General features: G+C 65.8%; 16 protein-coding genes and 1 tRNA gene. 12 read left to right on the top strand and 5 right to left on the bottom strand.

Annotated features, from left to right (window positions below):
- Window positions 1-28 precede the first annotated feature (28 nt).
- The 5 genes from A5788_RS00370 to A5788_RS00390 all read left to right on the top strand — a co-directional run bounded on the left by A5788_RS00370 (window position 29) and on the right by A5788_RS00390 (window position 6,766).
- The gene (locus tag A5788_RS00370; RefSeq protein WP_005205766.1) at window positions 29-718 is read left to right on the top strand and encodes a PadR family transcriptional regulator; all 690 of its coding nucleotides are present in this window, start codon (window positions 29-31) and stop codon (window positions 716-718) included.
- Complete coding sequence (locus tag A5788_RS00375; protein ID WP_064869976.1) at window positions 715-2,250, top strand: MFS transporter; 1,536 nt, start codon at window positions 715-717, stop codon at window positions 2,248-2,250. Before A5788_RS00370 ends, A5788_RS00375 begins: the two co-directional genes overlap by 4 nt.
- A 65-nt stretch (window positions 2,251-2,315) precedes the next feature.
- Window positions 2,316-3,527, top strand: a complete 1,212-nt coding sequence (locus A5788_RS00380; RefSeq protein ID WP_064864356.1) for an exonuclease SbcCD subunit D — start codon at window positions 2,316-2,318, stop codon at window positions 3,525-3,527.
- Window positions 3,524-6,505, top strand: coding sequence for an AAA family ATPase (locus A5788_RS00385; protein WP_005205763.1), 2,982 nt, complete (start codon window positions 3,524-3,526; stop codon window positions 6,503-6,505). Before A5788_RS00380 ends, A5788_RS00385 begins: the two co-directional genes overlap by 4 nt.
- Window positions 6,506-6,693: 188 nt before the next feature.
- Window positions 6,694-6,766: transfer RNA gene (locus tag A5788_RS00390), tRNA-Arg, on the top strand.
- Between the two features lie 50 nt (window positions 6,767-6,816).
- On the opposite strand, the gene A5788_RS00395 is transcribed toward A5788_RS00390, so the two are convergent.
- Window positions 6,817-7,200 (bottom strand): hypothetical protein, encoded by a 384-nt coding sequence (locus A5788_RS00395; RefSeq protein WP_005205762.1) that lies wholly within the window; start codon window positions 7,198-7,200, stop codon window positions 6,817-6,819.
- A gap of 69 nt (window positions 7,201-7,269) precedes the next feature.
- Here A5788_RS00395 and A5788_RS00400 point away from each other — a divergent pair, with 69 nt between their 5' ends.
- The 7 genes from A5788_RS00400 to rho all read left to right on the top strand — a co-directional run bounded on the left by A5788_RS00400 (window position 7,270) and on the right by rho (window position 17,162).
- Window positions 7,270-8,163, top strand: coding sequence for a class II glutamine amidotransferase (locus A5788_RS00400; RefSeq protein ID WP_064864358.1), 894 nt, complete (start codon window positions 7,270-7,272; stop codon window positions 8,161-8,163).
- Between the two features lie 82 nt (window positions 8,164-8,245).
- The gene (gene argS / locus A5788_RS00405; protein ID WP_005205760.1) at window positions 8,246-9,898 is read left to right on the top strand and encodes an arginine--tRNA ligase; all 1,653 of its coding nucleotides are present in this window, start codon (window positions 8,246-8,248) and stop codon (window positions 9,896-9,898) included.
- A complete protein-coding gene (lysA, locus tag A5788_RS00410) occupies window positions 9,895-11,313 on the top strand; it encodes a diaminopimelate decarboxylase (RefSeq protein WP_005205759.1) in 1,419 nt (472 codons plus the stop codon). Before argS ends, lysA begins: the two co-directional genes overlap by 4 nt.
- A 78-nt stretch (window positions 11,314-11,391) precedes the next feature.
- Complete coding sequence (locus tag A5788_RS00415) at window positions 11,392-12,699, top strand: homoserine dehydrogenase (RefSeq protein ID WP_039855539.1); 1,308 nt, start codon at window positions 11,392-11,394, stop codon at window positions 12,697-12,699.
- Entirely contained in the window at window positions 12,692-13,786 is a 1,095-nt protein-coding gene (gene thrC / locus A5788_RS00420) for a threonine synthase (RefSeq protein WP_005205757.1), read from the top strand. The genes A5788_RS00415 and thrC overlap by 8 nt, the downstream gene beginning before the upstream one ends.
- A 19-nt stretch (window positions 13,787-13,805) precedes the next feature.
- Window positions 13,806-14,744: a homoserine kinase gene (gene thrB, locus A5788_RS00425; RefSeq protein WP_174273049.1), complete on the top strand. Its 939-nt coding sequence runs from the start codon at window positions 13,806-13,808 to the stop codon at window positions 14,742-14,744.
- Between the two features lie 399 nt (window positions 14,745-15,143).
- A complete protein-coding gene (rho, locus tag A5788_RS00430) occupies window positions 15,144-17,162 on the top strand; it encodes a transcription termination factor Rho (RefSeq protein ID WP_005205755.1) in 2,019 nt (672 codons plus the stop codon).
- A 57-nt stretch (window positions 17,163-17,219) separates the two neighbouring features.
- Here rho and A5788_RS00435 read toward each other — a convergent pair whose 3' ends face one another.
- The 4 genes from A5788_RS00435 to A5788_RS00450 form a co-directional block, all read right to left on the bottom strand.
- A complete protein-coding gene (locus A5788_RS00435; protein WP_039855515.1) occupies window positions 17,220-17,759 on the bottom strand; it encodes a CGNR zinc finger domain-containing protein in 540 nt (179 codons plus the stop codon).
- 197 nt (window positions 17,760-17,956) lie between these two features.
- On the bottom strand, window positions 17,957-18,955 hold the full coding sequence (locus tag A5788_RS00440; protein WP_331710798.1) for a heme transporter: 999 nt from the start codon (window positions 18,953-18,955) through the stop codon (window positions 17,957-17,959).
- 35 nt (window positions 18,956-18,990) lie between these two features.
- Entirely contained in the window at window positions 18,991-20,862 is a 1,872-nt protein-coding gene (locus A5788_RS00445) for a sulfite reductase subunit alpha (RefSeq protein ID WP_005205752.1), read from the bottom strand.
- Window position 20,863: 1 nt separating this feature from the next.
- Window positions 20,864-26,134 (bottom strand): glutamate synthase-related protein, encoded by a 5,271-nt coding sequence (locus A5788_RS00450; RefSeq protein WP_442902889.1) that lies wholly within the window; start codon window positions 26,132-26,134, stop codon window positions 20,864-20,866.
- Window positions 26,135-26,562: the final 428 nt, after the last annotated feature.

The following is a 26,562-nucleotide window of genomic DNA, read 5'->3' on the forward strand; positions in this document are numbered from 1 at the left end:
ATTTGGCAGCGAGAAAGGGGGCCACGCCGTGACTGTGACGCGACCGTTGGCTCCGCAGGCGATCCTGGTGCTCGGCCTGGTTGCCGAACGGCCGATGCACCCGTACGAGATGTTCCAGACCACGATCGAGCGCGAAGAAGACCGCCTCACCAAGATTCGTCCCGGCACGCTCTATCACACCGTCGACCGCCTGGCCGCCGACGGACTCATCGAGGTCGTCGAGGTCCGTCAGGAGGGCAACCGACCGCAGCGGACCGTTTACGCGATCACCGAAGCGGGCAGGGCCGCGCTCGCTGCGAGCCTCGAGGCGATTCTCGAACGTCACCCCGTCGAATATCCCGAGCTCTACCTCGCTCTGTCCGAAGCGCATTCGTTGCCGCGACAGCGGGTTGTCGAACTGCTTGAACGACGTATCGATGCGATGCGCGCAGATCGTGAACGGGTCGAGGTGGCGGCAGAGGCAGCGCATGCACGCGGAGCGGTCGAGATGTTCTACCTCGACGTCGGGTGCCGCCTGGCAACTCTGCAAACGCAGATCGATTGGCTTGTCGATCTCGTCGGGCGTCTGCGTCACAACGACATCGAGTGGATCGACGACCCCGGCTCGACGTGGCGCACGAAGCACACCACCACGCCGTCACCACCTCAATCCTCCCCAGCACAGAACTCGTCCCCAGCGCAGGATTCGTCCACACCTCAGAAAGTGCAGAACTCATGACCGCTCCGGCATTCAAGTCGGTGACCAACCGACCGTGGCTTTCGCTCATGTCCCTGTGCGTCGGCTTCTTCATGATCCTCGTCGACATGACGATCGTCGCCGTCGCACAGCCGCAGATCCGTGCGGCGCTCGATACCGACGTCAACGGCATCGTCTGGGTGACCAGCGCGTATCTGTTGACCTACGCTGTGCCGCTGCTGATCACGGGCAGGCTGGGCGACAAGTACGGACCCAAGACCGTCTACCAGGTGGGCCTTGTGGTGTTCACCGCCGCGAGCGTCTGGTGCGGGTTCTCCGGCTCGATCGGCGAACTGATCGCAGCGCGCGGACTGCAGGGCGTCGGAGCCGCACTCATCACGCCGCAGACGATGGCCATGATCACGCGTATCTTCCAGCCCGAAAAGCGTGGTGCGGCAATGGGTGTCTGGGGCACCGTCGCCGGTGTGGCAACGCTGGTCGGCCCGCTGCTCGGCGGCGTGCTGACCGACAACCTCGGCTGGGAGTGGATCTTCTTCGTCAACCTCCCCGTCGGCATCATCGGCCTGATCCTCGCGGCCGTGCTCGTGCCCGAGGTCGAGAAGCACGACCACTCCTTCGACTGGGTCGGAGTCGTACTGTCGGCAATCGGTCTGTCCGCCTTGGTGTTCGGTATTCAAGACGGTGAGAAGTACGACTGGGCGCCGTGGATCTGGGCGCTCATCATCGTGGGCGTCGTCGTGTTCGCGCTGTTCATCTTCTGGGAGTCGCGAGTCAAGACCGAACCGCTCGTTCCGCTCTCGTTGTTCCGTCAGCGCAATTTCTCGTTGTCCAACATCGGTATCGCCTCGATGGGCTTCGCGATCTCCGGTCAGATGATTCCGGCCATGTTCTTCCTGCAGCTCGTCGGCGGCATGACGCCCACGCAATCGGCGTTGGTCATGGTGCCGATGGCGATCTTCACCGGCATCCTCGCACCGATCGTCGGGCGAGTTCTCGACCGCGTGCATCCCAGCCTCATCATCTCCACGGGTCTGTTCCTGGCATCGATCTCGCTGTTCTGGATGGGCAGCATCGCGCGGTCGGCGACCCCCGTGTGGCAGCTGATCCTGCCGCTGGCGCTGATGGGCATCGCGTCGGCGGGTATCTGGGCGCCGCTCGCGGCGACCGCAACCCGCGACCTCCCCTGGTACCAGGCTGGTGCGGGAGCAGGCGTCTACAACACCACGCGAATGATCGGCTCGGTGATCGGCGCGGCTGCTGTCGGCGCACTGATGCAGACGAGACTGGCCGCGAATCTGCCCGGCATGGACACCGCGTCGAACAACGACAGCGCCAAGCAGTTGCCGATCGAGGTCTTCGGTCACCCCGTCCGTGAGCCGTTCGCGCTCGCAATGGGACAGACCCTCTATCTGCCCGCGGCGGCATTGCTGATCGGCGTCGTCGCAACGCTGTTCCTCAAGCGGCCGGCGACGCAGCGTTCGTATCCGCCTGCGGCAGAAGCCAAGGCCGCAGCGGCCGCCGAAGGTGCGGTGGAAGAGGCCGGGGCAGCGTGACGGCATCCGGGGCGGGCTGACGCGCCTCCCCGGATCTGTCGGTGGCAGATCGTACGGTGTTTCCCATGCGAATCCTGCACACCTCCGACTGGCATATCGGCCGAACCTTCCACGGCGCCGACCTGCTCGATGACCAGCGCGCGTCGCTGCGTCACCTCGCAGACGTCGTCGCCGCGGAATCGGTCGATGTCGTCGTGGTGGCGGGCGACGTCTTCGACAGGTCGGTGCCCTCGGCCGACGCCGTCCGCGTCTACGACGACGGCCTTGCCGCGATTGCGGCCGCCGGTGCCGCGATCGTCGTGACCTCCGGCAATCATGATTCGCCGACACGTCTGGGTGTCGGATCGGGCTTCGCCGCAGCCGGTGGTCTGCATCTGCGCACCTCGGTGGCGTCGATCGCCGACCCCATCGTCTTCTCCGACGAACACGGAGACGTGGCGATCTACGGAATCCCGTACCTCGAACCCGAGGTCACGCGAACCGAACTCGGCGTCGACGACGCGCGCGGACACTCCGATGTGCTCACTGCGGCCATGGAACGCATCCGCGCCGATCTCGCCGCACGCGATGCGCGTTCGGTGGTCGTCGCGCACGCGTTCGTCGTCGGTGGTCTCGCCACCGGGTCCGAACGTTCGATCAGCGTCGGGGGAGTAGAAACCGTTGCGGCCGAGGTGTTCTCGGGGGTCGACTACGTCGCACTCGGCCACCTGCACTCGCCGCAGGAACTCACGCCGACAGTCCGCTACAGCGGGTCGCCCATCCCGTACTCGTTCGGCGAGAACACACACCACAAAGCGGTGTGGCTCATCGACCTCGACGCCGACGGTGTGTCCGACGTCCGTCGCCACGATCTGCCGATCGTGCGCGGTCTCACGTCGCTGCGGGGCACGCTCGACGAGTTGCTGACCGACGAGTCGCTGTCGATTGCCGAAGACGACTACGTCGAAGCGACGCTGACCGATGCGGTCCGCCCGGTCGACGCGATGCGTGTTCTGCGACAACGGTTTCCGCATGCCGTGCACGTGCAGTGGCAGCGTCCCGACGCCGAGAACAGCGTCGACTACCGCTCTCGGGTGCGCGGTCGCAGCGATGCGGAGATCATCACATCCTTCGTCACCGATGTACGCGACAAGCCGACTACCCGTGAGCGGGCGCTTGTGGAAAGCGCGCTACGCGCTGTCGTCGGCGAGCCGGAGCAGGTCGCATCCTGCGAGCCGTTGGCGCTCTTCGAGATCGACGCGCCGGCAGACGGCCACCGGGTGGCAGAGTCGGCATGAGACTTCATCGGTTGCGCATGAGCGCGTTCGGGCCGTTCGCCGACGATACGGCGATCGACTTCGACGCGCTCGGAGCCGACGGCCTGTTCCTGCTGCACGGGCAGACGGGTGCAGGCAAGACGACGGTGCTCGACGCCGTCGCGTTCGCGCTCTTCGGCAGGGTGCCCGGCGCCCGGAACGAGGCCAAACGTCTGCATTCCGATCACGCTCCGGCAGAACAGGTTCCGCAGGTCGAGGTAGAAGCGACGATCAACGGCCGCCGATTCCGCATCATCCGGTCGCCCGAGTATCAGCGCCCCAAGAAGCGGGGGACGGGGACAACAAAGGTCCAGGCGAAGGCGACGCTCGAGTGGGTCGACGGGTCGGGGGTGGCACTCACCCGGTTGCCCGAGATCGGCGAGACCGTGAGCGAGCTCCTCGGCATGAGTGCCGAGCAGTTCTTCCAGGTCGTGCTTCTCCCGCAGGGCGACTTCTCGCGGTTTTTGCGCGCACCCAACGAAGAGCGAGAAGCGTTGTTGGAGAGACTTTTCGACACCGAGCGATTCGGTGACGTCGAGGAGTGGCTGCGCGAGCGTGCGCGAGAGAGTGCAGCGGCGCTCGACGCAAAGGCGGCGTCGATCGACCGCATCGCCGCACAGATCGGGGCCCTGGCCGACGTCGAGGCACCCATTGAGCCCGACATGGCCTGGGCGCAGAAATGCCTCGACGACGCTCGCGAGGCAGAACGCCGCGACGCCACGGCGTTGGCGGAGGCGCGCGACGTACTCGACGCCGCGCAGCAGTCATACGACCGCGGCAGAAAGATGATGCACGACAGGCAGCGTGGACTCGCCGCGCGGTCACGCATCGAACAACTCGACGCCGCCGAGCCCGAACTCGATGTCGCCGAGAAGGCACTCGCCGCCGCGCGTCGCGCGGCGCCCGTGGTCCCCGTGCTCGCCGATCACGAGCAGGCGATCGCCAACGCCCGTGCTGCCGATGCACTCCGTGCGGCAGCGGAATCGGCCGTGTCCGAGCATGCGGTGTCCGAAGAGGTGGAGGCGGCGTGGGCGCGCGAGTGCGACGACACCGAGTTGGCCCGCGCGATCGACACCTGGGCGGCGGAGTCGGGTCGGCTCGAACCGCTGGTGCGCAGGACACTCGAACGTCCCACGCTGATCGCTGCGATCGGCGCAGCTGAGGCCGAGGTCTCGGCTGCCGCCACCCGCACCGTCGAACTCGACGACGCGCTCGCGGCGCTGCCGGAGCAACGGACCGCAGCTATCGCTGCCCTGCACGATGCCCATGAGCAGCGTGCCCGGATCGAGACGCTGCGCAATCAGCAGGCACAGCAGACGTCGATTCTCGAGGCCATCGATGAGCGCGACAAACTCGAGGTTGTACTCAGTCGTGCCGAGCGCGCTGTCGCCGACGCACACTCGGCGCACAATGACGCACGGACCAGACTGCTCGACCTTCGCGAACGTCGCCTTGCCGGGATGGCGGCCGAACTCGCGTCCCAACTCGTCGACGGCGAGCCGTGCACCGTCTGCGGCTCGCGCGAGCACCCCGCACCCACGACGAGCGATCCAGGCGATCATGTGGGCGACGCCGACGAGGCGGCGGCTGCTGACATCGAACACCGCGCCTCCGCCGAGCTGACGCGTGCGCGCTCGTCGCTGGACACCTATCGCGAGCGAAAAGCCAATCTGGACAAGATGATCGGTGATGCGGAGCGCGAGTCCGTATGCTCCGATCGCGACGATACGGTCAAGCGGCGCACGAAAGCCGAACACGCCGCGGCGTCGGTCGACAAGCTGCAGCGCGTCGTCGACGAATTGGACGGGCGGACCAGCACATGGCAGGCCGAACGATCGCAGATTCAGGCGCGGCGGGCTGCGGCGTCCGTGCGTCTGGACTCCCTGCGTGGCGAACTCGAGTCGCTCGACGCGGAGGTCTCGACGGCAACCGGAGGCCGGGGCGATGTCAGCGGCCGCCGGGCCGAACTGGCCGAACTGTGTCGCTGCGCGACGGCTTTGCGAGATGCGCGTGCGGAGGTGCGCCGTGCCGGAGAGTGGGCGACACAGGCGGCGAGCCGCGCCGCGTCCGCGTGCGACGAAGCGCAGTTCGCCGACGAGACCGCGGTGCGAGCGGCGATGGCGACGGACGAGCAGATGGGGGTCTGGGAGTCGTCGCTGCGCAAGGCGCACGGCCTGAGAGTCGAGGCGCAGGGCACGCTCGACGACGACGACGTGCGTTCGGCGCTGGCAACCGAGCCCGTCGGCCTGGCTCACCTCGAGACCACGCTCGAGACGGTGCGCGCCCGCTGCGACGCCGCGTCCGGCGCTGCGGCCGTCTCCACGCGGCGAGCGACCGGGCTGGCCGATCACGTCACCCTCTACTGGGAGGCGCTGACCGATTTCGAGCCGATTCGTCTGCGGCAGAAGGAGATCCACGATCTCGCCGAATTGGTGAGTGGACGAGGGCAGAACGCGAAGCGAATGACACTGCGCTCGTACGTCCTCGCGGCACGCCTCGAAGAAGTCTTGGTCGCGGCGTCGGATCGACTTCGGCACATGTCCTCTGGCCGTTACGAATTCGCACACTCCGATGCCGGAGGGCCGCGGGGGCGTCGTGGCGGTCTCGGTATCGAGGTGCGCGACGAGTACACGGGTGTCACGCGTGCGGCGACAACCCTCTCGGGTGGCGAGACGTTCTTCGCGTCCCTGGCGCTGGCACTCGGACTTGCCGACGTCGTGTCGAGCGAAGCGGGCGGCCGTGTGCTCGACACGATGTTCATCGACGAGGGGTTCGGCACCCTCGACCCGGAGTCCCTCGACCTGGTGATGGGCGTGCTCGACGAATTGCGTTCGGGCGGCAGAGTTGTTGGCTTGGTCAGCCACGTCGACGAACTGCGTGCCCGTATTCCGTCGCAGTTGCACGTGCTGCGCGGCGAATCCGGCTCCACCGTCACCGTCCGGACGCTGACCGCCCCGTAAATGTGTGTCGTATCGAAGGATGTGGGCGCTGCAGCACCCACATCCTTCGATACGACACACATCTGGAGCGCTCGGCCCCGCACGTCAGCCGGCCATCCCAGCACCGACGGTCCGCCACGGTTCTGACACGCGTACCGACCGGGTTGGGATCTGTTGTCGCCGTGGGTTAGGCTTGCTGCGCCCGATGAGCCCCCGTAGCTCAGGGGATAGAGCGTCTGCCTCCGGAGCAGAAGGCCGCAGGTTCGAATCCTGCCGGGGGCACAGTTATATTCTCCCGGCCTCCCGTCGTGGGCATCGCTCCCCGGACAGGCCTAGCCTTCAGCCCCCGCCACGAAGCCCGACGCCGCGTCGTCGGCGAGGCCGACGTACAGGCGCCGCCACGGATCGTCGCCGATCAGCTCCCACTGGTGACCGCTGCCGTCGGTGTCCTCGGCAACAAGTACGACGCCGGGCTCGAGCCGAAAGCGCTCGCCGTCGCGGGTGATGAAATCGAGGACTCCAGCAAGTGTGATCACGTACTGCCGACGCGGGGCGGTGTGCCAGGCGAACGATCCGCCCTGCGCTGTCTCCTGAAAAGCCGCCGTAGTCGTCGCCGTATCGGACGACCGCAACGTGCCGGCGTCGAGAGAGATCGTGCCGTACTCGACGTGGGATCGGCCGCCGTCGTCGTTGAAGAGTCGAATCGCCGAGATCATGCCATGAACTCTACGAGCTCGTCGCCGTGATTCCCGCGCGCAACGGCGCACCCTGTTAGCGTCGAAACCATGTGCCGCTGGCTTGCCTACGCTGGTTCTCCCATTCGCATCGAAGACCTTCTCACCAGGCCCTCACACTCACTGGTCGATCAGAGCTTCGAGGCGCGGCAGTTGTACCTTCCCGGTGCGCCGATGACGTCGATGTTCCGTAACCACGCGTGGCCGACCAACGGCGACGGATTCGGTGTCGGATGGTGGGGTGATCGCAGCTTCCCGGGTCAATACCGCGATGTAGGGCCCGCATGGAGTGACGCAAATCTGCATCGGCTGGCCGAACAGGTCTCCTCGCCGATGTTCCTCGCCCACGTCCGGGCTGCGCTGGGAGGCACGATCGATCGAGCAAACTGTCACCCATTCCAGTACGGGCGGTGGCTGTTTCAGTACAACGGCGAAATCGGCGACTTCTTCCGGCTCAAGCGCGACCTCACACTCGACGTGGCGCCCGAGCTGTATCCGTTCATCGAGGGCAACGCCGACACCGAACTCTGCTTCTACCTCGCGTTGACCTACGGACTCGACACCGATCCCAAGGGTGCGTTGGCGCGCCTGGTCGGGCGTGTGGAGCAGGCGCGCACCGACAACGGCGTCGACGCCCCGTTCAGTGCCACGATCTGCGCCGCCAACGGCGAGGAGATCTACGCGGTGCGCTACTCGAGCAATCGGGCGTCGAATTCGCTCTATCACTCGGTAGGCACGATGCGATTGACCGCCGGCGACCGCGGGGGAGATATCGAACTCCCCGCTGACGGGCGCATCGTGGTGTCCGAACCATTGGAACTCGAGTACCGCGATACCAAGTGGGTCGAGATTCCGGAGTGGTCGATCGTGACCGTTCGTTCAGGGGTTGAACCCACGATCGAACCCTTCACACCGACCGTGCTCCCTCACGAGCACGCCTCCTAGAGGCTTTCGGCTACCCGTACACCGACGCCACCTACCAGGGGCGTTGTCGCCCGAAGAATGCAGGCCAATAGGATGGTGACCTGTGACTCCCGCCGACCTCGCTGCATTGCTGAGTGCCGTGACCCGGACCGTCGTGTCCGACCACGGACTCGACGCTTCTCTGGTGCCCGACTCCGTGGTCGTCGAGCGCCCGCGCCTCGCTGATCACGGCGACTACTCGACCAACGTCGCACTCCAACTCGGCAAGAAGCTCGGCGTCAACCCGCGTGAGCTCGCCGGCTGGCTCGCCGACGCATTCTCCGCGGCTGACGGAATCGACAAAGCCGAGGTCGCGGGCCCGGGATTCGTCAACATCTGGCTTGCAGCGGCCGCTCAGAACAGCGTGATCGAGACCGTCCTCACCAACACCGTCGACTACGGCAGGGGCGACGAGTTCTCCGACAAGACCATCAACCTCGAGTTCGTCTCCGCCAACCCGACCGGCCCCATCCACCTCGGTGGCACCCGGTGGGCCGCCGTGGGCGACGCGCTCGGGCGGGTGCTGGCCGCACGCGGGGCGAAGGTCACCCGCGAGTACTACTTCAACGACCACGGCTCGCAGATCGACAAGTTCGCACGGTCACTCGAAGCGTCGGCACTCGGTGAGCCGACGCCCGAGGACGGTTACGCGGGCGAGTACATCGTCGAGATCGCGAATCAGGTCGTCGAGGCGGTACCGGGCGTACTCGAGCAGCCGCAGGAGCAGCGTCGCGAGACCTTCCGCTCGGTGGGCGTCGAGCTGATGTTCGACCACATCAAGTCGAGCCTGCACGAGTTCGGAACCGACTTCGACGTGTTCACCCACGAGAACTCGATGTTCACCTCGGGCCTCGTGGAGGAGTGCATCGCCGAGCTGCGCGCAAACGGAAACCTCTACGAATCCGACGGCGCGTGGTGGCTGCGCACAACGAACTTCGGCGACGACAAGGATCGCGTCGTCATCAAGAGCGACGGCGAGGCCGCCTACATCGCGGGCGACATCGCCTACTACCGCGACAAGCGCAACCGCGGTTTCAACCTGTGCATGTACATGCTCGGCGCCGACCACCACGGCTACATCAAGCGACTCAAGGCTGCGGCCGCGTCACTCGGTGACGATCCCGACACCGTCGAGGTCCTCATCGGCCAGATGGTCAACCTCGTCCGCGACGGCAAGCCCGTGCGGATGAGCAAGCGTGCCGGCACCGTGATCACGCTCGACGATCTCGTCGACGCGGTCGGAGTCGACGCCGCGCGCTACGCACTCATCCGCTCGTCGATCGACGTCAACATCGACATTGACCTCGACCTGCTGGCCAAGCAGTCCAACGACAACCCGGTCTACTACGTGCAGTACGCACACGCGCGGTTGTCGGCGATCGCTCGCAACGCCGACGAACTGGGCCTCAAGCCCCGACTCGAACACCTCGACCTGCTCGACTCCGACACCGAGGGCGATCTGATCCGCACGATCGGCGACTTCGACGAGGTGGTGGCCACGGCGGCGCAACTGCGTGAGCCGCACCGCATCTCGCGCTACCTGGAGTCGCTCGCGGGTGCCTACCACCGGTTCTACGCCCATAATCGGGTGCTGCCACAGGGCGATGAGGAACCCGGTGACATCCACGGCGCGCGCCTTGCGCTGAGCGCGGCAACCCGTCAGGTGCTGCGCAACGGACTCGATCTCATCGGCGTCAGCGCTCCGGAGCGGATGTGAACGCGCATCCGGCGGGACCGCGCCACGCCGAGACCCAAGCGGCACCGCAGTTGGCCCAGCAGCCGAATGACCCTGCCGCGGTGGCGCAGATCCCCGCAAACGTCTTCCCGCGCAATGCTGTTCGTGCCGAGTCCGGTGAGCTGACCATCGCGGGCGTCGGAGTAGGCGAGCTGGCCGAGACATTCGGCACCCCGCTGTTCGTGCTCGACGAGGATGATTTCCGCTCCCGCTGCCGCGACATGATGACCGCGTTCGGGCCCTACGGACGTGTGCACTACGCGTCGAAGGCGTTCCTGTGCAGCGAGGTTGCGCGCTGGGTCGACCAGGAGGGTCTGTCACTCGACGTCTGTTCGGGTGGTGAGCTCGCGATCGCCCTTCACGCGGGCTTCCCGGCCGAGCGAATCGCCTTGCACGGCAACAACAAGAGCCTCGACGAACTCGACGCGGCACTCGAGGCCGGTGTCGGTCACATCGTGCTGGACTCGATGATGGAGATCGAGCGCCTCGACCGCTTGGCGGGCGAGCGCGGCGTTGTTGCCGACGTACTGATCCGCGTGACGGTCGGCGTCGAGGCCCACACCCACGAGTTCATCGCCACGGCGCACGAGGATCAGAAGTTCGGATTCGCGCTGTCGGGCGGCGTCGCCATGGAAGCGGTTCGACGCGTCTTCGCCACCGACAACCTGCGACTGGTGGGGCTGCACAGCCACATCGGCTCCCAGATCTTCGACATGGACGGTTTCGAGCTCGCGGCACATCGCGTGCTCGGATTGCTGCACGACGTCGTCGACGAGTTCGGTGTCGACAAGACATCGCAGATGTCGATCGTCGATCTCGGTGGGGGACTGGGTATTTCGTACCTTCCCGACGAACGTCCGCTGCCCATCGCCGACGTCGCCGAGACACTCGCCGCCATCGTCCGCCGCGAATCGGAAGCGGTTGGCCTGCCGATGCCGACCATCGCCGTCGAACCCGGTCGCGCGATCGCGGGGCCGGGCACCATCACGCTTTACCGGGTCGGGACCATCAAAGACGTCGAACTCGGCGGCGGGTCGGTGCGTCGCTACGTGTCCGTCGACGGAGGCATGAGCGACAACATCCGAACGGTGCTGTATCAGGCCGAGTACGACGTGCGGTTGGTCTCACGGGTGTCCGACGACGACGCGGTGGTCAGCCGCGTCGTCGGAAAGCATTGTGAGAGTGGCGACATCGTGATCAAGGACTGCTGGCTACCCGGCGACCTCGAACCCGGCGATCTGATCGCCGTCGCGGCGACCGGTGCGTACTGCTATTCGATGTCGAGCCGATACAACATGGCGATGCGGCCGGCTGTGGTCGCGGTGGCCGACGGTACGGCGAGGGTGATTCTTCGCCGCGAGACACTCGACGACTATCTGCGGCTAGAGGTGAGCTGAATGAGCAACGGTGCAGGACAAGAAGAATCAGCAGGACAAGACAACTCGGTAGGGCAAGACCAATCGGCGGGACAAGACATGACAGCGCAGGACAAGACGATCGGCGTCGCGGTCCTCGGTATGGGCAACGTGGGTTCCGAGGTCGTGCGGATCATCGAGGACAACGCCGCCGACCTGAGGGCTCGGGTCGGTGCGCCCGTCGAATTGCGCGGCGTCGCGGTGCGTGATCTGACTCGACCACGCAAGATCGCTCAGGAACTGATCACCGACGACCCCGCGGCACTCGTGGCACGCGACGATGTCGACATCGTCGTCGAACTCATGGGCGGAATCGACCCCGCACGCGAATTGATCCGCACCGCACTGCAATCGGGCAAGTCTGTGGTGACTGCCAACAAGGCGCTGCTCGCCGAGTACACGGGCGAACTCGCCACCGCGGCCGCCGACGCGAAAGTGGATCTGTACTTCGAGGCGGCCGTCGCCGGAGCAATTCCGGTGGTGCGTCCGCTGATGCAGTCCCTCGCGGGCGACACCGTCGAGCGAGTCGCCGGAATCGTCAACGGCACCACCAACTTCATCCTCTCGGAAATGGCCGAGACCGGTGCCGACTACGCCGAAACCCTCGCAGAGGCAGGACGTCTGGGTTACGCCGAGGCCGATCCGACGGCCGACGTCGAGGGTTACGACGCGGCAGCCAAGGCCGCGATCCTCGCGTCGATCGCGTTCCACACTCGTGTGACCGCGGCCGATGTCTACCGCGAGGGCATCACGAACGTGACGTCCGACGACCTGGTTGCGGCGAAGAAGTTCGACTGCACGGTCAAACTTCTCTCGATCTGTGAGCGTGTGCGGGGTGACGATGGTGCGCAGCGTGTGTCGGCGCGTGTCTACCCGGCGCTGATCCCGTTGTCGCACCCACTCGCAACGGTCAACGGGGCGTTCAACGCGGTCGTGGTCGAGGCCGAGAACGCGGGAAGGCTCATGTTCTACGGACAGGGTGCCGGCGGTTCGCCGACGGCATCGGCGGTGCTCGGCGACATGGTGATGGCTGCGCGAAACAAGGTGCACGGTGGTCGCGGACCACTCGAATCGACCTACGCGTCGTTGCCGATTGCGTCGATCGACGAAGTGCCCACCCGCTACTACGTCTCCATGCGAGTCGCCGACAAGCCCGGTGTACTCTCGCAGGTCGCCAACGAATTCTCGAAGCGATCGGTGAGTATTGCCGCAGTCCGTCAGGAAGGCGCGGGCGACGACGCCCGGCTGATCGTCGTCACACACCGCGCACCCGATCGAGCTCAGTCGGAATGCGTTGCAGCACTTGAGGACATGGACTCCGTGAACACGGTTTCCAGCGTTCTGCGATTGGAAGGAACCGATGACTGACGCGACCAACGCACCCGCGCACGCGCCTGTGCACGCAGGCTGGCCGGGGCTGATCGAGGCCTATCGTTCACGACTGCCCGTCGGCGACGACTGGAAGGTCGTGACCCTCCTCGAGGGTGCGACCCCGCTGGTACCGGCGCCATACCTGTCGGAGCTGACCGGCTGTGAGGTGTACCTCAAGGTCGAGGGCCTCAACCCGACGGGCTCGTTCAAGGACCGCGGCATGACCATGGCCGTGAGCAACGCGGTCAACAACGGCAAGACCGCAGTCCTGTGCGCGTCGACGGGCAATACGTCGGCGTCGGCGGCTGCCTACGCCACCCGCGCCGGTATCACCTGCGCCGTCTTGATTCCCGAAGGAAAGATCGCGATGGGCAAGCTCGCCCAGGCGGTCATGAGCGGCGCCAAGATCATCCAGGTGCAGGGCAACTTCGACGACTGTCTCGAACTCGCGCGCAAGGCCACCGCGGAGTTCACCGAGATCGAGCTGGTCAACTCGGTCAATCCGGCGCGTATCGAGGGGCAGAAGACCGCGGCATTCGAGATCGTCGACGTCCTCGGTCGCGCGCCCGACGTGCACGTGCTCCCGGTGGGCAACGCGGGCAACATCACCGCGTACTGGAAGGGCTATCGCGAGTACCACGCCGACGGCATCAGCGATCTTCCGCGCATGCTCGGTGTGCAGGCAGCCGGTGCTGCTCCGCTGGTCAACGGAGCGCCGGTGAAAGATCCCGAGACCATCGCCACCGCGATCCGCATCGGGTCGCCCGCAAGCTGGAACCAGGCCGTCGCGGCCAAGGAGGAGTCGGGCGGCCAGTTCCGCGCAGCCACCGACGAGAAGCTGCTCGAGGCGTATCGCCTCGTGGCGGGCAAAGAGGGCGTCTTCGTCGAGCCCGCGTCCGCTGCCAGCGTGGCGGGCCTGCTCGCGGCCCACGCCGACGGTTGGATCACTCCGGGCCAGACGGTTGTGTGCACCGTGACCGGAAACGGCCTCAAGGACCCCGACACCGCGCTCCTCGGCATGCCGGAAGTCGAGGCGATTCCCGTCGATCCCGTGGCTGTTGCCGATGCACTCGGCGTCGCCTGAAGCTGGGACGGCCCGACGAATGGTCAGCCCGGATACGGTGTATAGGCAACTGCCGGAAGGTCTTTCGACCAAGGTGCGCGTGCCTGCGTCGAGTGCGAACCTCGGACCGGGGTTCGACTCGCTCGGCATCGCGCTCGGCCTCTACGACGAGGTCGTCGCATCGACGACACCCGCGGGCATCGACGTCGACGTCGTGGGTGAGGCAGCCGACGACGTGCCGCGTGATGCCAACCATCTCGTCGTCCGCGCGCTCCTCGCAGGACTCGCGCACGCGGGGGTGTCGGCCGCTGGGCTGCACCTGAAGACGGTCAACGCGATCCCGCATTCGCGCGGCCTCGGATCGTCGGCCTCGGCCGCGGTCTCAGGACTCGCCGCAGCGTCGGGGCTTGTCGTCGCCGCAGGCCTCGGCGACCCCATCTCCGACGCCGACCTGGTGCAACTGGCCAGCGCCTTCGAGGGGCACCCCGACAACGCCGCGGCAAGCGTGCTGGGGTCCGCGGTCGTGACCTGGATCGAACCCGGTGAGCATGCCCGCTATGGCGCGCGGCGGCTCGATGTCCACCCCGCGATCCGCGCGACAGCCTTCGTTCCGTCGACCGAGTCGTCGACGTCGTTCACCCGTGGGCTGCTGCCCGACGACGTCCCGCGTACCGACGCGATCTTCAATGTCAGTCGTGCAGCGCTCGCCGTCGTAGCCCTGACGTCCGATCCGAGTTGTCTGTTTGCAGCAACCGACGACCGGTTGCATCAGCCCTATCGCGCGGCCGCCATGCCCGAGACCGCGCGGCTCGTCGCCGCCCTCCGGGCGCGGGGATACGCGGCAACAGTCTCCGGGGCAGGCCCTAGCGTGCTGGTCCTCGACACGCGATCGGTCGATTCGACGACCCGCGAACTGGCAGGCGAACAGGGCTTTCGCGTGCAGCAACTCGAGATTGCCGGCGGCGTCCAGATCGGCTGAATCTCCTCATGCGGATTCGGCGTGTTGCCGGTACCATGCCTGGGGGGTTATCATAAACTGGTCTAGCCGCGCAGGCTCGTTCCGCCGTGCTTCTCACCGATCTCTGATCAACATCCGGTCGGCTCCCGGGTGTGCACATGAGCAGTCACCGATCTGGGGCATCGCGCAATCCGCGAGTCGGCACTTCTTGTCGAGAGCAGATTCTTGTCGAGAGCACAGCAGTTCAGGAGTGACATACCGCAGCCGGACCACAATCTTGTCCGCCCGTCCACCACGGACGGCGGTCATTTCCTCTGAAGGTTGACGACGCGTCGAGCCGATCGAGCGGCGTCGGACACCTCAGTAGGCGATATCACGACCTCATGCAGCATCTGACTGCGGAGGAACGAAAGGACATCCGTGACTGATACGGACCTGATCACCGCGCCAAGCGTCGCCGACGACCAAGGCGCACCCAAGACCAAGCCGCGCGCAGGCCTCTCCGGCATGGTGCTGACCGAACTCCGTTCACTCGCAGGTGAGCTGGGCATCAAGGGCACGTCCGGAATGCGCAAGGGCGATCTGATCGCCGCCATCAAGGAGCGCCAGGGCGCAGGATCACCTGCCGCCGACGCACAGAAGGCAACCGCACCCAAGGCCGAGGCTGTTGCCGGTGAGGCTCCCAAGGCGGTCCGCAGCGCGACCCGCCGTACGAAGACCGCGACATCTGCCGAGGCTGCGCCGGAGCAGATGACGATCACCTCCGAGACCACTGCGAGCCCGCAGTCGGAGAAGTCTGCCGGCAGTACTCCTGCCAGCAGTGGCTATGCCGACGGTGCTGCTACCGACTCGGCGAACGGTGCGTCGGTGGAGTCGAGCGCGCAGAGCACTCGGACCGACAGCGACCAGTCGAACAATCACCGCGGTGACAACGACCGTGGTGGCAACGGGCGCGGTGACAACGATCGCGGTGACAACGGGCGCGGCGAGTCCGACCACGCGTCGAACCAGGGCGGCAACAATCGCAACCGCACCCGCAACCGCAACGGTGGGCAGGGCGGTTCGAACTCGAACGGCTCGAACTCGGCTCAGCAGGGCGGAAGCAACCAAAGCAGCGAGGGCGGCCAGAACAGCGGCAAGAACCAGGGCCCCAACAACAATCGCGACAACAACAATCGCGACGACGATGGCGAAGGTGGTCGCGGACGCCGCGGTCGTCGCTTCCGTGAACGTCGCCGTGGACGTGACCGTGACGGATCGGGTGGCGGCGAGCCGCAGATCTCCGAAGACGACGTGTTGCAGCCTGTCGCAGGCATTCTCGACGTTCTCGACAACTACGCCTTCGTGCGGACCTCGGGTTACCTCGCCGGTCCCAACGACGTGTACGTCTCGATGAATCTCGTTCGCAAGAACGGTTTGCGTCGTGGCGACGCGATCACCGGTGCCGTGAAGGTGCCGCGTGATGGCGAGCAGCAGAATCAGCGACAGAAGTTCAATCCGTTGGTGCGTCTCGACTCGGTCAACGGGTCAGATGTCGAATCCGCCCGTAAGCGACCGGATTTCAACAAGCTGACACCGCTGTACCCGAACCAGCGACTGCGTCTCGAGACCGCCAAAGAGCAACTCGACACCCGCGTCATCGACCTCATCATGCCGATCGGCAAGGGGCAGCGCGCACTGATCGTGTCGCCTCCGAAGGCAGGTAAGACGACGATCCTGCAGGACATCGCCAACGCGATCGCGATCAACAACCCCGAATGTCACCTCATGGTGGTCCTCGTCGACGAGCGACCCGAAGAGGTCACCGACATGCAGCGTTCGGTCAAGGGTGAGGTCATCGCCTCGACCTTCGATCGTCCGCCGTCAGACCACACGTCGGTCTCGGAGCTCGCGATCGAGCGCGCCAAGCGCCTCGTCGAGCAGGGCAAAGACGTTGTGGTGCTGCTCGACTCGATCACCCGCCTCGGCCGTGCGTACAACAACGCGTCGCCCGCTTCGGGACGCATCCTGTCCGGTGGTGTCGATTCGACGGCGCTCTACCCGCCGAAGCGATTCCTCGGCGCCGCTCGCAACATCGAGAACGGCGGATCGCTGACGATCATCGCATCTGCGCTGGTCGAGACCGGTTCGACCGGCGACACGGTGATCTTCGAGGAGTTCAAGGGCACCAGTAACGCCGAGCTCAAGCTCGACCGCAAGATCGCGGATCGTCGTGTGTTCCCGGCTGTCGACGTCAACCAGTCGAGCACCCGTAAGGACGAACTGCTGATGTCTCCCGAGGAGTTCGCCATCATGCACAAGCTCCGTCGCGTGCTGAGCGGACTCGACTCGCAGCAGGCCATCGACCTGCTGATCAGCCAGCTCAAGAAGACCAAGAACAACTACGAGTTCTTGCTCCAGGTGCAGTCGAACGCCCCCGGCGCCATGAAAGACGACTGACGCAGCAGGACGACTGACGCAGCAGGACGACTGACACACAGTAAGGCCACTGGCGGGTCAGCGTCGCTGGCCTGCGTTGGGATGTGCGGCGCGGTGGCGTCGCACAGCTGCTCGGTTCGCGCACGCCGGTGAGCAGTAGCGCTGCCGCCCGTTGCGCGACGTATCGGCGAAGACATGTGTGCATTCGGCGAGTTCGCATGCACCCATGCGGTCGATGCCGCGTCCGGTGAGGTGCAGCGCGGTCGCGGCAGAGATGAGCACACAGATCTGCTGCCAGCCCGCGACGTCGTCGTCGCGGAAGTGTAGATGCCACCCGGTCTGCGCGTGGTTGGTGAGTCGGGGAGCGGCAGCGTGCTGTAACAGCAAGTCGTTCAAGAGGTCTGCGCGCGTCTGTTCGTCGGTGGCGCGCGCGACATTCCGCCAGTGTTCGAGATAGTCGAGCGTCTGATCTAGGTCGTCGGGACCGATGTCCTCGGCGTCGAACACGAAACCTGCTGTGTCGCATCTGGCGACGAGCTCGTCCGCGTCCCTCGGAGGGCTATTGGCCAAGTCGACGGCCAGCGCAACTGCATCCCGTCCGTAATGGTTGAAATGCACAATGCCATTACATCACAGTGGAGGCATGTCACTCACACACCTCGACCATGCACACCACTGGACCGTTCAGTCGCGCCACCTCACCTCGACGGGTGTGGTTGTCTACCAACGGTGTTCGTGCGGAGCGCTTCGTGTCGTCGAACATGACCTCGCGGCCACACCATCAGCAACCGATCGGGTCGTCGGGCAGGGTCGGTTCAGGCAGCCAGTTCGGCCATCAGGTGATCCCACGCGTCGAACATCGCGGGCGGTACCGCGCCGGTCTGCGTGATCACCATTCCGCATCGCGCGTGGCGGTCGTAGATCTCGATGGACCCGGTCGGACCCCACACACCCTGCGACCAGGTCACCCAGCACTCGGTGACGAGATTGAAGTTGATCATCGCCCGTCCGCGGCCAGACGCCAATAGCATCTGTCCCTCGTGTTCGCGTGCGCCGTCGAGCTGATCGTGATGTAACTGGACACAACCGGGGGCCGTCGCGGCCATCGTCAGTTCCACACCGTGTAGCGCCGCATGCTCGAGCGCAGCGACGGCCTGGCGAGATTCGATGCGTGCGAAGCCTTCTCGTGCCGGCATCGAGGCAAGGCGTGAGACCCCTCCGTCGACGAGGATGCTGTCGAGCTGGGCAACCTGATCGTCGAGCGAGTCGTCGGAACAGACGACGACCTCCGGCGCCTCGTTCGCCATATCGACGTCGGGCGGGCCGTCGGACGAGAACGTGTCGGTAGATAGTCCGATGGCCTCGAATGCCAATCTGTCCGACGCCTCCGTCAGATACGTTGCGTGGGCAGTGTTTCCGTCGGTGTCGAAGAGTCGGAGCATGGGCGGCGCCTGCGCGGCGGGTTCGCTGACGAGAGCGGCGCCGAGATGATCGGGGTGCAGGCGCAACGACACCCTGCCGGGGCGGCAGCGGATCGGCCCGCCCATCACCGTTGGCGTCTCGTGGACGCCGACATCGTTGAGGATGACAGGTCCCGCAACGGTCACACCGACGATCTGATCGAGCAGCGGTAGGTGTGGCCCGATAGCGGAAGCGTTGCCCCGCAACAGATGTCCCGAGAACTGCGGGTCGGCGAGCAATGCGTCGAGCTCGCTGGCATGTGCTGCCCGGTTGCAGCGGCATGCGCCGTCGCGTGCGCAACGTCGCGCGGAGCCGGTTGTCGGTTGTCGGGGATCGGGCGGGTTGGCTGGCATCGTTGCCATCCTTTCAACTGCTTATCGAGGCGAGGTCAGTAGACGTCACGCATGTACCGCTTGTCCTTCTTGAGCTGAGACACCACATCCTGCGCCCCGGAGGCGCTGTGTCCGCCGTGCTCGGCGATGATCTCGTGCAACGCATCGTCGACGTCGCGCGCCATTCGAGTCGCATCGCCGCACACATACAGGTACGCGCCGTCGTCGAGCCAGCGGAAGAGTTCGGCTCCGTGAGCGCGCATCTTGTCCTGCACGTAGACCTTGTGTTCCTGATCGCGTGAGAACGCGAGGTCGAGGCGGTCGAGCAGTCCGTCGGCCACGAACTGGTCTATTTCGTCGCGGTAGATGTGATCGCACGCCTCGTGTTGATCGCCGAAGAACAGCCAGTTGCTGCCCGCCGCACCGCGTTCGGCCCGCTCGTGCAGGAATGCGCGAAACGGAGCGATGCCGGTACCCGGTCCGACCATGACGACCTTCGCGTCGTCGGGTGGGAGGCGGAACGACTTGTTGGGTGTCACGAACACGCCGATCGTCTCGTCGTCGGCGATTCTGTCTGCGAGGTGCGTCGAGCACACCCCACCGCGGTCGCGCTCGCCGGACCGGTAGCGGACCGTCGCCATCGTCAGGTGGACGGTGCCGGCGTGTGCCCGCGGGCTCGACGAGATGGAGTAGACGCGGTGGGCGAGTGGCTGCAACTCCGCGAGGAGTTCGTCGGGGGTGATTGTCAGCGACTCGTCGACGTTGAGCAGATCGAGCACGTCCTTACCCCACAGCCACGCGTCGAGCGCTTCGCGGTCGCCGGTGGAGGCGAGATGGGTGAGTTCGGCATCGCCGCTACGAGCTGCGATGTAGTCGACGAGATACTTCGACGCTGTCGCGATCTCGTAGCGGTGCAGCAGTGCCTTGCGCAGCAGACGCTGCTCCTTGCGATCGACGACCGGTGTCTGCGGTGAGACACCGAGCCTGTCGATGATGCGGTCGACGAGCGCGGGATCGTTGCGCGGTACGACGCTCAGTCCGTCGCCGGGCTCGTAGGTGATGCCACTGTCGCCCAGCGAGATCACCAGGTGCCGAACCTCTTTGGCCGAACCGGTGCCGGAGAGAACGCTGTTGGCGATCACCGTCGCCGGGTAGGGATTCTTGCGACCCCACGTCGACTTGCGTTGGCGTGCCGGCTTCGGCGACTTCGCTGCGTCGGATCTGCCGGTCCCAGTGATCTCGACGTCAGTGATCTCGGCGACGGTCGTCGCGGCTCCGGTTTCGCCCGCCTGCGCATCGGTCGACGATTCGGGTTCAGATGTGGCCTGCGCGAACAGGGGTAGTGCCCGCGCCAGCCACTCGTCGGCCGTCTGCTGATAGTCGACATCGCAGTCGACACGTTCGACGACCCGTGTCGCACCTAGTTCCGCGAGCCGCGTGTCGACATTCTTGCCCGCCTGACAGAAGCCATCGTAGATCGAATCCCCGAGTGCGAGAACGCCGAATGTCAGCCCGTCGAGTCGACCGACCTCGGGCGCGGCGAGTGCCTGCCAGAAGTCCTCGGCGTCGTCTGGCATGTCGCCCTCACCGTAGGTCGACGTGACGACGAGCAGTCGAGTCGTCGTGCCGAGCGTGGCGAGGTCGAGGTCGGCAAGGTCGCTGACTCGTGCATCGAGGCCGATCTCCGCGGCCTTCGCCTTCGCCTTCTCGGCGAGCATCTCCGCGTTTCCGGTCTGGGTGCCATAGGCGATGAGCAATGGCTGGGACTGTCCGGCCGACGTCGATTCGGCCTGCGTGTGTCCGACGCCGAGCGCAGAGGCCGGTTGCGGCATGGTCATTCTCGTGTTCAGGCCCGCGAGGAAGCCTGCAAGCCAAGCTTTCTGGTCGCCCGTGAAGGGAATGTCGGTGGGAATATAGGGCAGTTGCATGTCATCCCGCCTTCGGGTGTGAGAGAGGTGCGATGTCGTCTGCCGCGACGGGGCTGTGTGGTGTCGCTGCCGCGACGGGGCTGTGCGGCTCCGCAGCCGCGAGTGCCTCGACGACCGTCGGCACGGTCCGCGAAGCGAACAGGGCGTCGAAGTCGGGGAGTGAACCCAACACGTCACGGATGTGGTTGTCCTGGTGCATGATCCAGCCGTAGGTCGCCGGCGCGTCGACGGAGCGCACGTTGCGGGCGGCGAGCGCCCGCTTGTAGTCGTCGATCCGTTTGGCGGAGATGAGCGCGGCGATCTGTTGTTCGTCGTAGTCGGCGAGGATGTCGCGGACGAACGTGCCCACGCGTGTGATGAGGTCGAAGTCTTCGGTCAGGACGAGGTTGCGTGCGGCTCGCGCGACGAGGTGTTCCGACCGCGAATCCGCACCGACGACCGTCGATCTCGAACGACGTAGACGCGTCTGGGCGATCTCGCGGGCGAGATGGAACACGGTGAACGCGTTGAGGAGCCGGTACATCGTGGCGTCATCGGTGTGACCGTAGTCGGGGACGCGGCCGTCGAGTATCGGCGTCTGGCTTTTGACATGTCGCTTGAGAGTCCTGATTTGGTCGGTGGCGATGGACCCGGACAGTTCGTCGACGAGTGCGCGGTGACCGAGCGTGGCCAACAGCGTCGGGGCGTCCTGATGAGTCACCAGGGCGCGCGGCATCGCGTAGCTGATGTAGTGCCGCTCGGTCTCCCAGTTCTCGAGGAGCCGGGTGGCGAGCGCGGAACCGGTTGCCTCCGCATGCATCTCGAGGAGTAGATGGACCGCGTGGTGATGGATCGGGGCGAGCGGGTCGTCGACCCCCGTGATCGCCCCGACGAGCACCGAGTCCGAACTGATCCGGTCGGCGAGCACACAGGCCGGATCGTATTGATAGAGAGAGCCACCGCTCATGCCGTTGCCGAGTCCTCGGCCGAATCCGCCGATGTTGAGGACGGCGCCGTTGGTCATGTATTCACAACCGAACTCGCCGATGCCCTCGACCACTGCGGTGGCACCCGAATTGCGTACGGCGAAGCGGTCTCCGGCTTCACCCTCGACGAACAGGCGTCCACCGGTGGCCCCGAACAGTGCGAAGTTGCCGACCAGGACGTTGCCGCCCTCCGCGGGCGAACCTCCACCGGGAGAACGCACCACGACCGCGCCGCCCGACATCGACTTTCCCACACCGTCGTTGCACGTACCGGTGTGCTCGAGGCGCAGGCCGTCGTTGCAGAAGGCGCCGTAGGACAACCCTGCAGACCCCGACGTGGGGATGGTGACGGAATCGGGTGCGAGATAACGACGCCCGCGTTCGTCGACGTAGACGGTCGGCGCCAGGTCGATGTGTTCGGAAGTGGGGTGTTCGGAAGCGGGGTCGTCGGGTGCGGTGTAGTTGAGCATGCGCTCGATGTCGACGGCCAGTTGCGCACCGACACTCTTGTTCCGGTTGCCGAGCATCGTCGGGGTGGTGACGACACTGGTGGCCCCGGCGTCGAAGAGCGACTCGCGCACCTGGGTCAGCAGCGAGTCGTCGACGGAGAAGTCGGCCTCGAGGTAGACCGGATCGGTGATGGCTTCGCCGTCGACGCGCGCGAGGAGCGGCGCCGTGTCGAGGCGCCCGACGATCGCAGGGTGGTCGATTCCGACGAGTAGGTCGGTGCGACCGCGTGCCGCGCGCAGATCTCCAAGTGCGAGGTCGGCGAGAATCTCCCGCACATCGTGCGCGACGTTGAGCAGGTACTGCGCCATGGCGCGCGGATCCCCGTCGAACAGTTCGGGATTGGTCGTGAGGCCAGCCGGACACTTGATGTTGCAGTTCTTGGCCATCACGCAGCCCATCATCATCAGGGCGGCGGTGCCGAACTCGAAGCTGTCGGCGCCGAGTAGTGCCGAGACCACGACGTCGCGACCTGTCTGATGAGCCCCCGACGCGCGGAGGACAACTTTGTCGCGGAGACCGTGCGCGCAGAGCGCCTGGTGCACTTCGGCGAGGCCGATCTCGGCTGCACGTCCGGCGTAGCGCAGGCTGGTGACCGACGCCGCGCCGGTGCCGCCGGTGTTCCCGGCGACGTTGATCACGTCGGCGCCTGCCTTGGCGACTCCGACGGCGATGGTTCCGATGCCCTCCGACGACACGAGCTTCACGATCACACGCACCCGCGCTGCTTTGCAGTCGTGGATGAGTTGCGCGAGATCCTCGATCGAGTACGTGTCGTGATGCGGTGGGGGAGAGACGAGTTCGACGCCCGGAGTGCCACCGCGGGCCGCGGCGATCTCGACGGTGACCTTGGGTGCCGGAAGTTGTCCTCCCTCACCTGGTTTCGCGCCCTGACCGATCTTGATCTCGAGCTCGGTGAGCATGGGGTCGGCGAGGTACCCCGCCCAGATTCCGAATCTTCCCGACGCGAACTGCTTGATCCTCGACGCACGCAGCGTGCCGTATCTCGAAAAGTGCTCGCCGCCTTCGCCGCTGTTCGACAACGCGCCGACCATGTTGGTGCCGTGGGCAATTGCTTCGTGTGCCTGGGCTACGAGGGCGCCATGACTCATGGCTCCGGACGCGAAGGTTGCGGTGATCTCATGGGCGGGCTGCACATCTGTCAGCCCACGGGGTGTCTCGGCACGACGAAGGTCGAGGACGTCGCGCACGGCGCTCGGGCGTTCCGCCCGGGTCCGCGCGAGGTCGTCGGCGAATGCGCGGTAGGCGTCGGTGATGGAGAATGCGTCGATTTCGGTATCGCTGAGCCTGTCGTAGCTGCTCGACGAGTACAACTGCGCGGTCTCGCCGAACGCGTCGTCGAGGTCGCCGAGCGTGAGCAGTCGTAGAAGATCCGTGGCACCGGCCTCGTCGGCGCGAACGGAGTCGACTGTCGCCGTGGCGAATTGCAGCTTCTCCGAGGTCATCTGGCCGTAGCCGCGGACAGCCGCGACGCCGAAGGAGTGGCCTGCGCCGTCGGCGCGTTCCTTGAAGAGCCCGAGCAGTGGGAGGTCTTTGTCCGACGACGCGGCCGGTGTGGCCATCGCGGCTCGGTGAGCACCCGTGATGGCGTCGACGACGTCGGCAAGCGCGGCTCCACCGGCAGGCGAGCGCATCGTCGGAAACCATTCTGCGAGTATGGGGTCGGAGGTGTCGAGGAAGTTCGGCTCGAAGAACTCGCCACCGATGTAGCTCTCGACGGTGCACAATCCGACGCGGCCCATGGTCTTCATGAGTGACTTCGTGGCTGCCGCGGCCCAGCGAGCGAATCCCGTCGCCGCATCCTGTGGATCACCGGAGCGCGTGGCGCGCCGCGCAACCGAATGTGGATGTGCCGCAGCGGCTCCGAAGCCGAGGATCGCGGCAAGATGATGCGACGACTCGATCTGGCCCGAATCCGCCACCAGGGACACGCGTAGCCGTGTGCCCGAGGCGATCAGGCGCTGGTTGACCGCAGAGACGAGGAAGATCATCGGCAAAGCGGCACGATCGGCCCTGACCGCACGGTCGCTGAGGACGGCGATTCCGCCGGTGGCGGAGGCGAACTCGACGACCTGGGTGCACACCCGATCGACGGCGTCGACGACCGCAGCGGTGTCGTCGCCTGCCGTATTGGCACCCTCGGCTACCTCCGGCAATGCGAAAGTGGCGTCGAAGACGCGGACGGGGGATTCGGCCTGTGCGAGCAACACGTCGAGTGCGGCAGCGTCGAGAATCGGTGATGGGATGATGATCTGACGGTTCGAATGCGCTGTTGCCGTGGCGATCTTGCTGATCTGGGGTCGGGCGCCGAGCGCAACGCGCAGCGACATCCCGTCCGCTTCACGGATACTGTCCAGCGGTGGGTTGGTGACCTGCGCGAATCGCTGCGAGAAGTAACGGGCGACGCTGGGCTCCCGATTGGTGAGCGCATTGATCGCGTTGCCGAAACCCATTGCGGAGACGCGTTCGACACCGTCGTCGATCATCGGGTCGACGAAGTACCGCAGGCTTTCCTGGTCGAGGTGATACGCGCGGAAGCGTTGATGGTCCGTCAGCGTCGGATCGTCGCAGGGAAGGGTCGGCGAATCGCCGTTCTCGGGACTGCGTGAAGAGTGTTGTGGCGCAAGCGCTGTCAGTTCGACCCGCGCGGCATCCAGGAGTGCCGGGTAGTCGCGTGCCGCGGCGAGCTTCGCGTACGCCTGTTCGGTGGTGTAGCTGCGGTGCTCGCGATGGTCGTAGTAGATCATCCCGCCCGCGGAGACACGCCCACGGGCGATCACGCGCTCCGGTGGGAACGAGATCTGTCCCGCCTCAGAGAACGCGCACAGGTAGTCGGCGGTCTCGACGGTGCGCAGGGGGCGTAGTCCGAGTCGGTCCAGGCGTGCGCCGATGACAGTGCCGTCGCCGAACACCACGGCCGCCGGGCCATCGTTCTTCTCCTCGTAGAGAGAGAAGTACTCGAACATCGCCCGAACCTCGGGGGCGAGTGTCGTGTCGTTCTCCCAGGCGGGCGGCATCATCGACACGATCGCGGTGACGAGGTCGACGCGCTCGGACACGACACGCGCGGCGACGGTCTGGTCGAGTCTGCTGGAATCGGATTGGCCCGGCGGTCGCGAGATGGTCTTCCCGGATGCCGCGGCCGCGGTGACCTGCGCGATGCGGTTCTTCTTGTCGGTGTTGAGCTCGCCATTGTGTGCGAGGAGCCGGAATGGCTGGGCCATCGTGGGATGCGGGTCGGTGTTGGTGGAGAAGCGCGTGTGGAAATACAGCGTGTGGACGCGGTGGTCCGGATCGGCGAGGTCGGTGAAGTAGTCGACGACCTCGTTCGACGAGAGCCTGCCCTTGAGGACCTGCGTGCGTGCGGACAGCGACAGGGGATAGAGGCCCGCGAACTCGTCTGAGGTGTAGGCGATCGACTCGATGTGCAGCAGTGCCTGCTGGACAAGGTGGTCGAGATCGGCCGGATCGGGGCAGGGAACGGGTGCGGCGAACACCCATTGCCGGATCGGGAGCTGCGCTGCCGCGGATGCGGGCCGCAGCACCGAGGGGTCGACGGGAACATCGCGCACGCACAGGTCGGTGAATCCGCGGTCGTGCATCGTGCGCTCGATGAGTCGCGTGGCTCTCGCTGCTGCGGCCGGCGACGGCGGGAGGAAGAAGTTGCCGACGCAGAATCGGCCGAGCTCGAGGTCGGGTCGGCCGGTCACCGAACGAAAGAAGCGTCGGGACAGATCCATGGACACGCCGCCACCGTCGCCGATGCCGAGCGCCGACATTCCACCTCGGTGGGGTACCGACAGAGCGCCTCACGTGCCATGTCAATGACGTCATGCGTTGCCCTGCCGTCTTTGCGCGTGATGAAGCCGACGCCGCAGCTGCTCTTTTCGTCGCTGTGATCCCACACCAGGTGTGGTCTCCGGATCGCGTGCACGCAGGTCCTCTCGTAGGGATGTGGGTTCTAGATGCGAATGCAACCCGCTGCGGCGTTGGAGCGGCTCGCACGACTATAACTTAGGTAAGGCACAGTAAACTAAGGCTTACCTTCACAAGAAGCGTCGACGCACGTCTTCGACGCGTCACGTATGCACGTTTACGCAGCGTGTGGCGCTTTCGGCGGAGTGAGAGCTGCGCCGGAATGAATACGGGTGGGGCCGTGTTGAGGCGGGTGACAGGCAGTCGAGTCGGTTCCGGCGCCCGCGGTCGT

Source organism: Gordonia sp. 852002-50816_SCH5313054-c, assembly GCF_001665925.1.
Taxonomy (GTDB): Bacteria; Actinomycetota; Actinomycetes; order Mycobacteriales; family Mycobacteriaceae; genus Gordonia; species Gordonia jacobaea.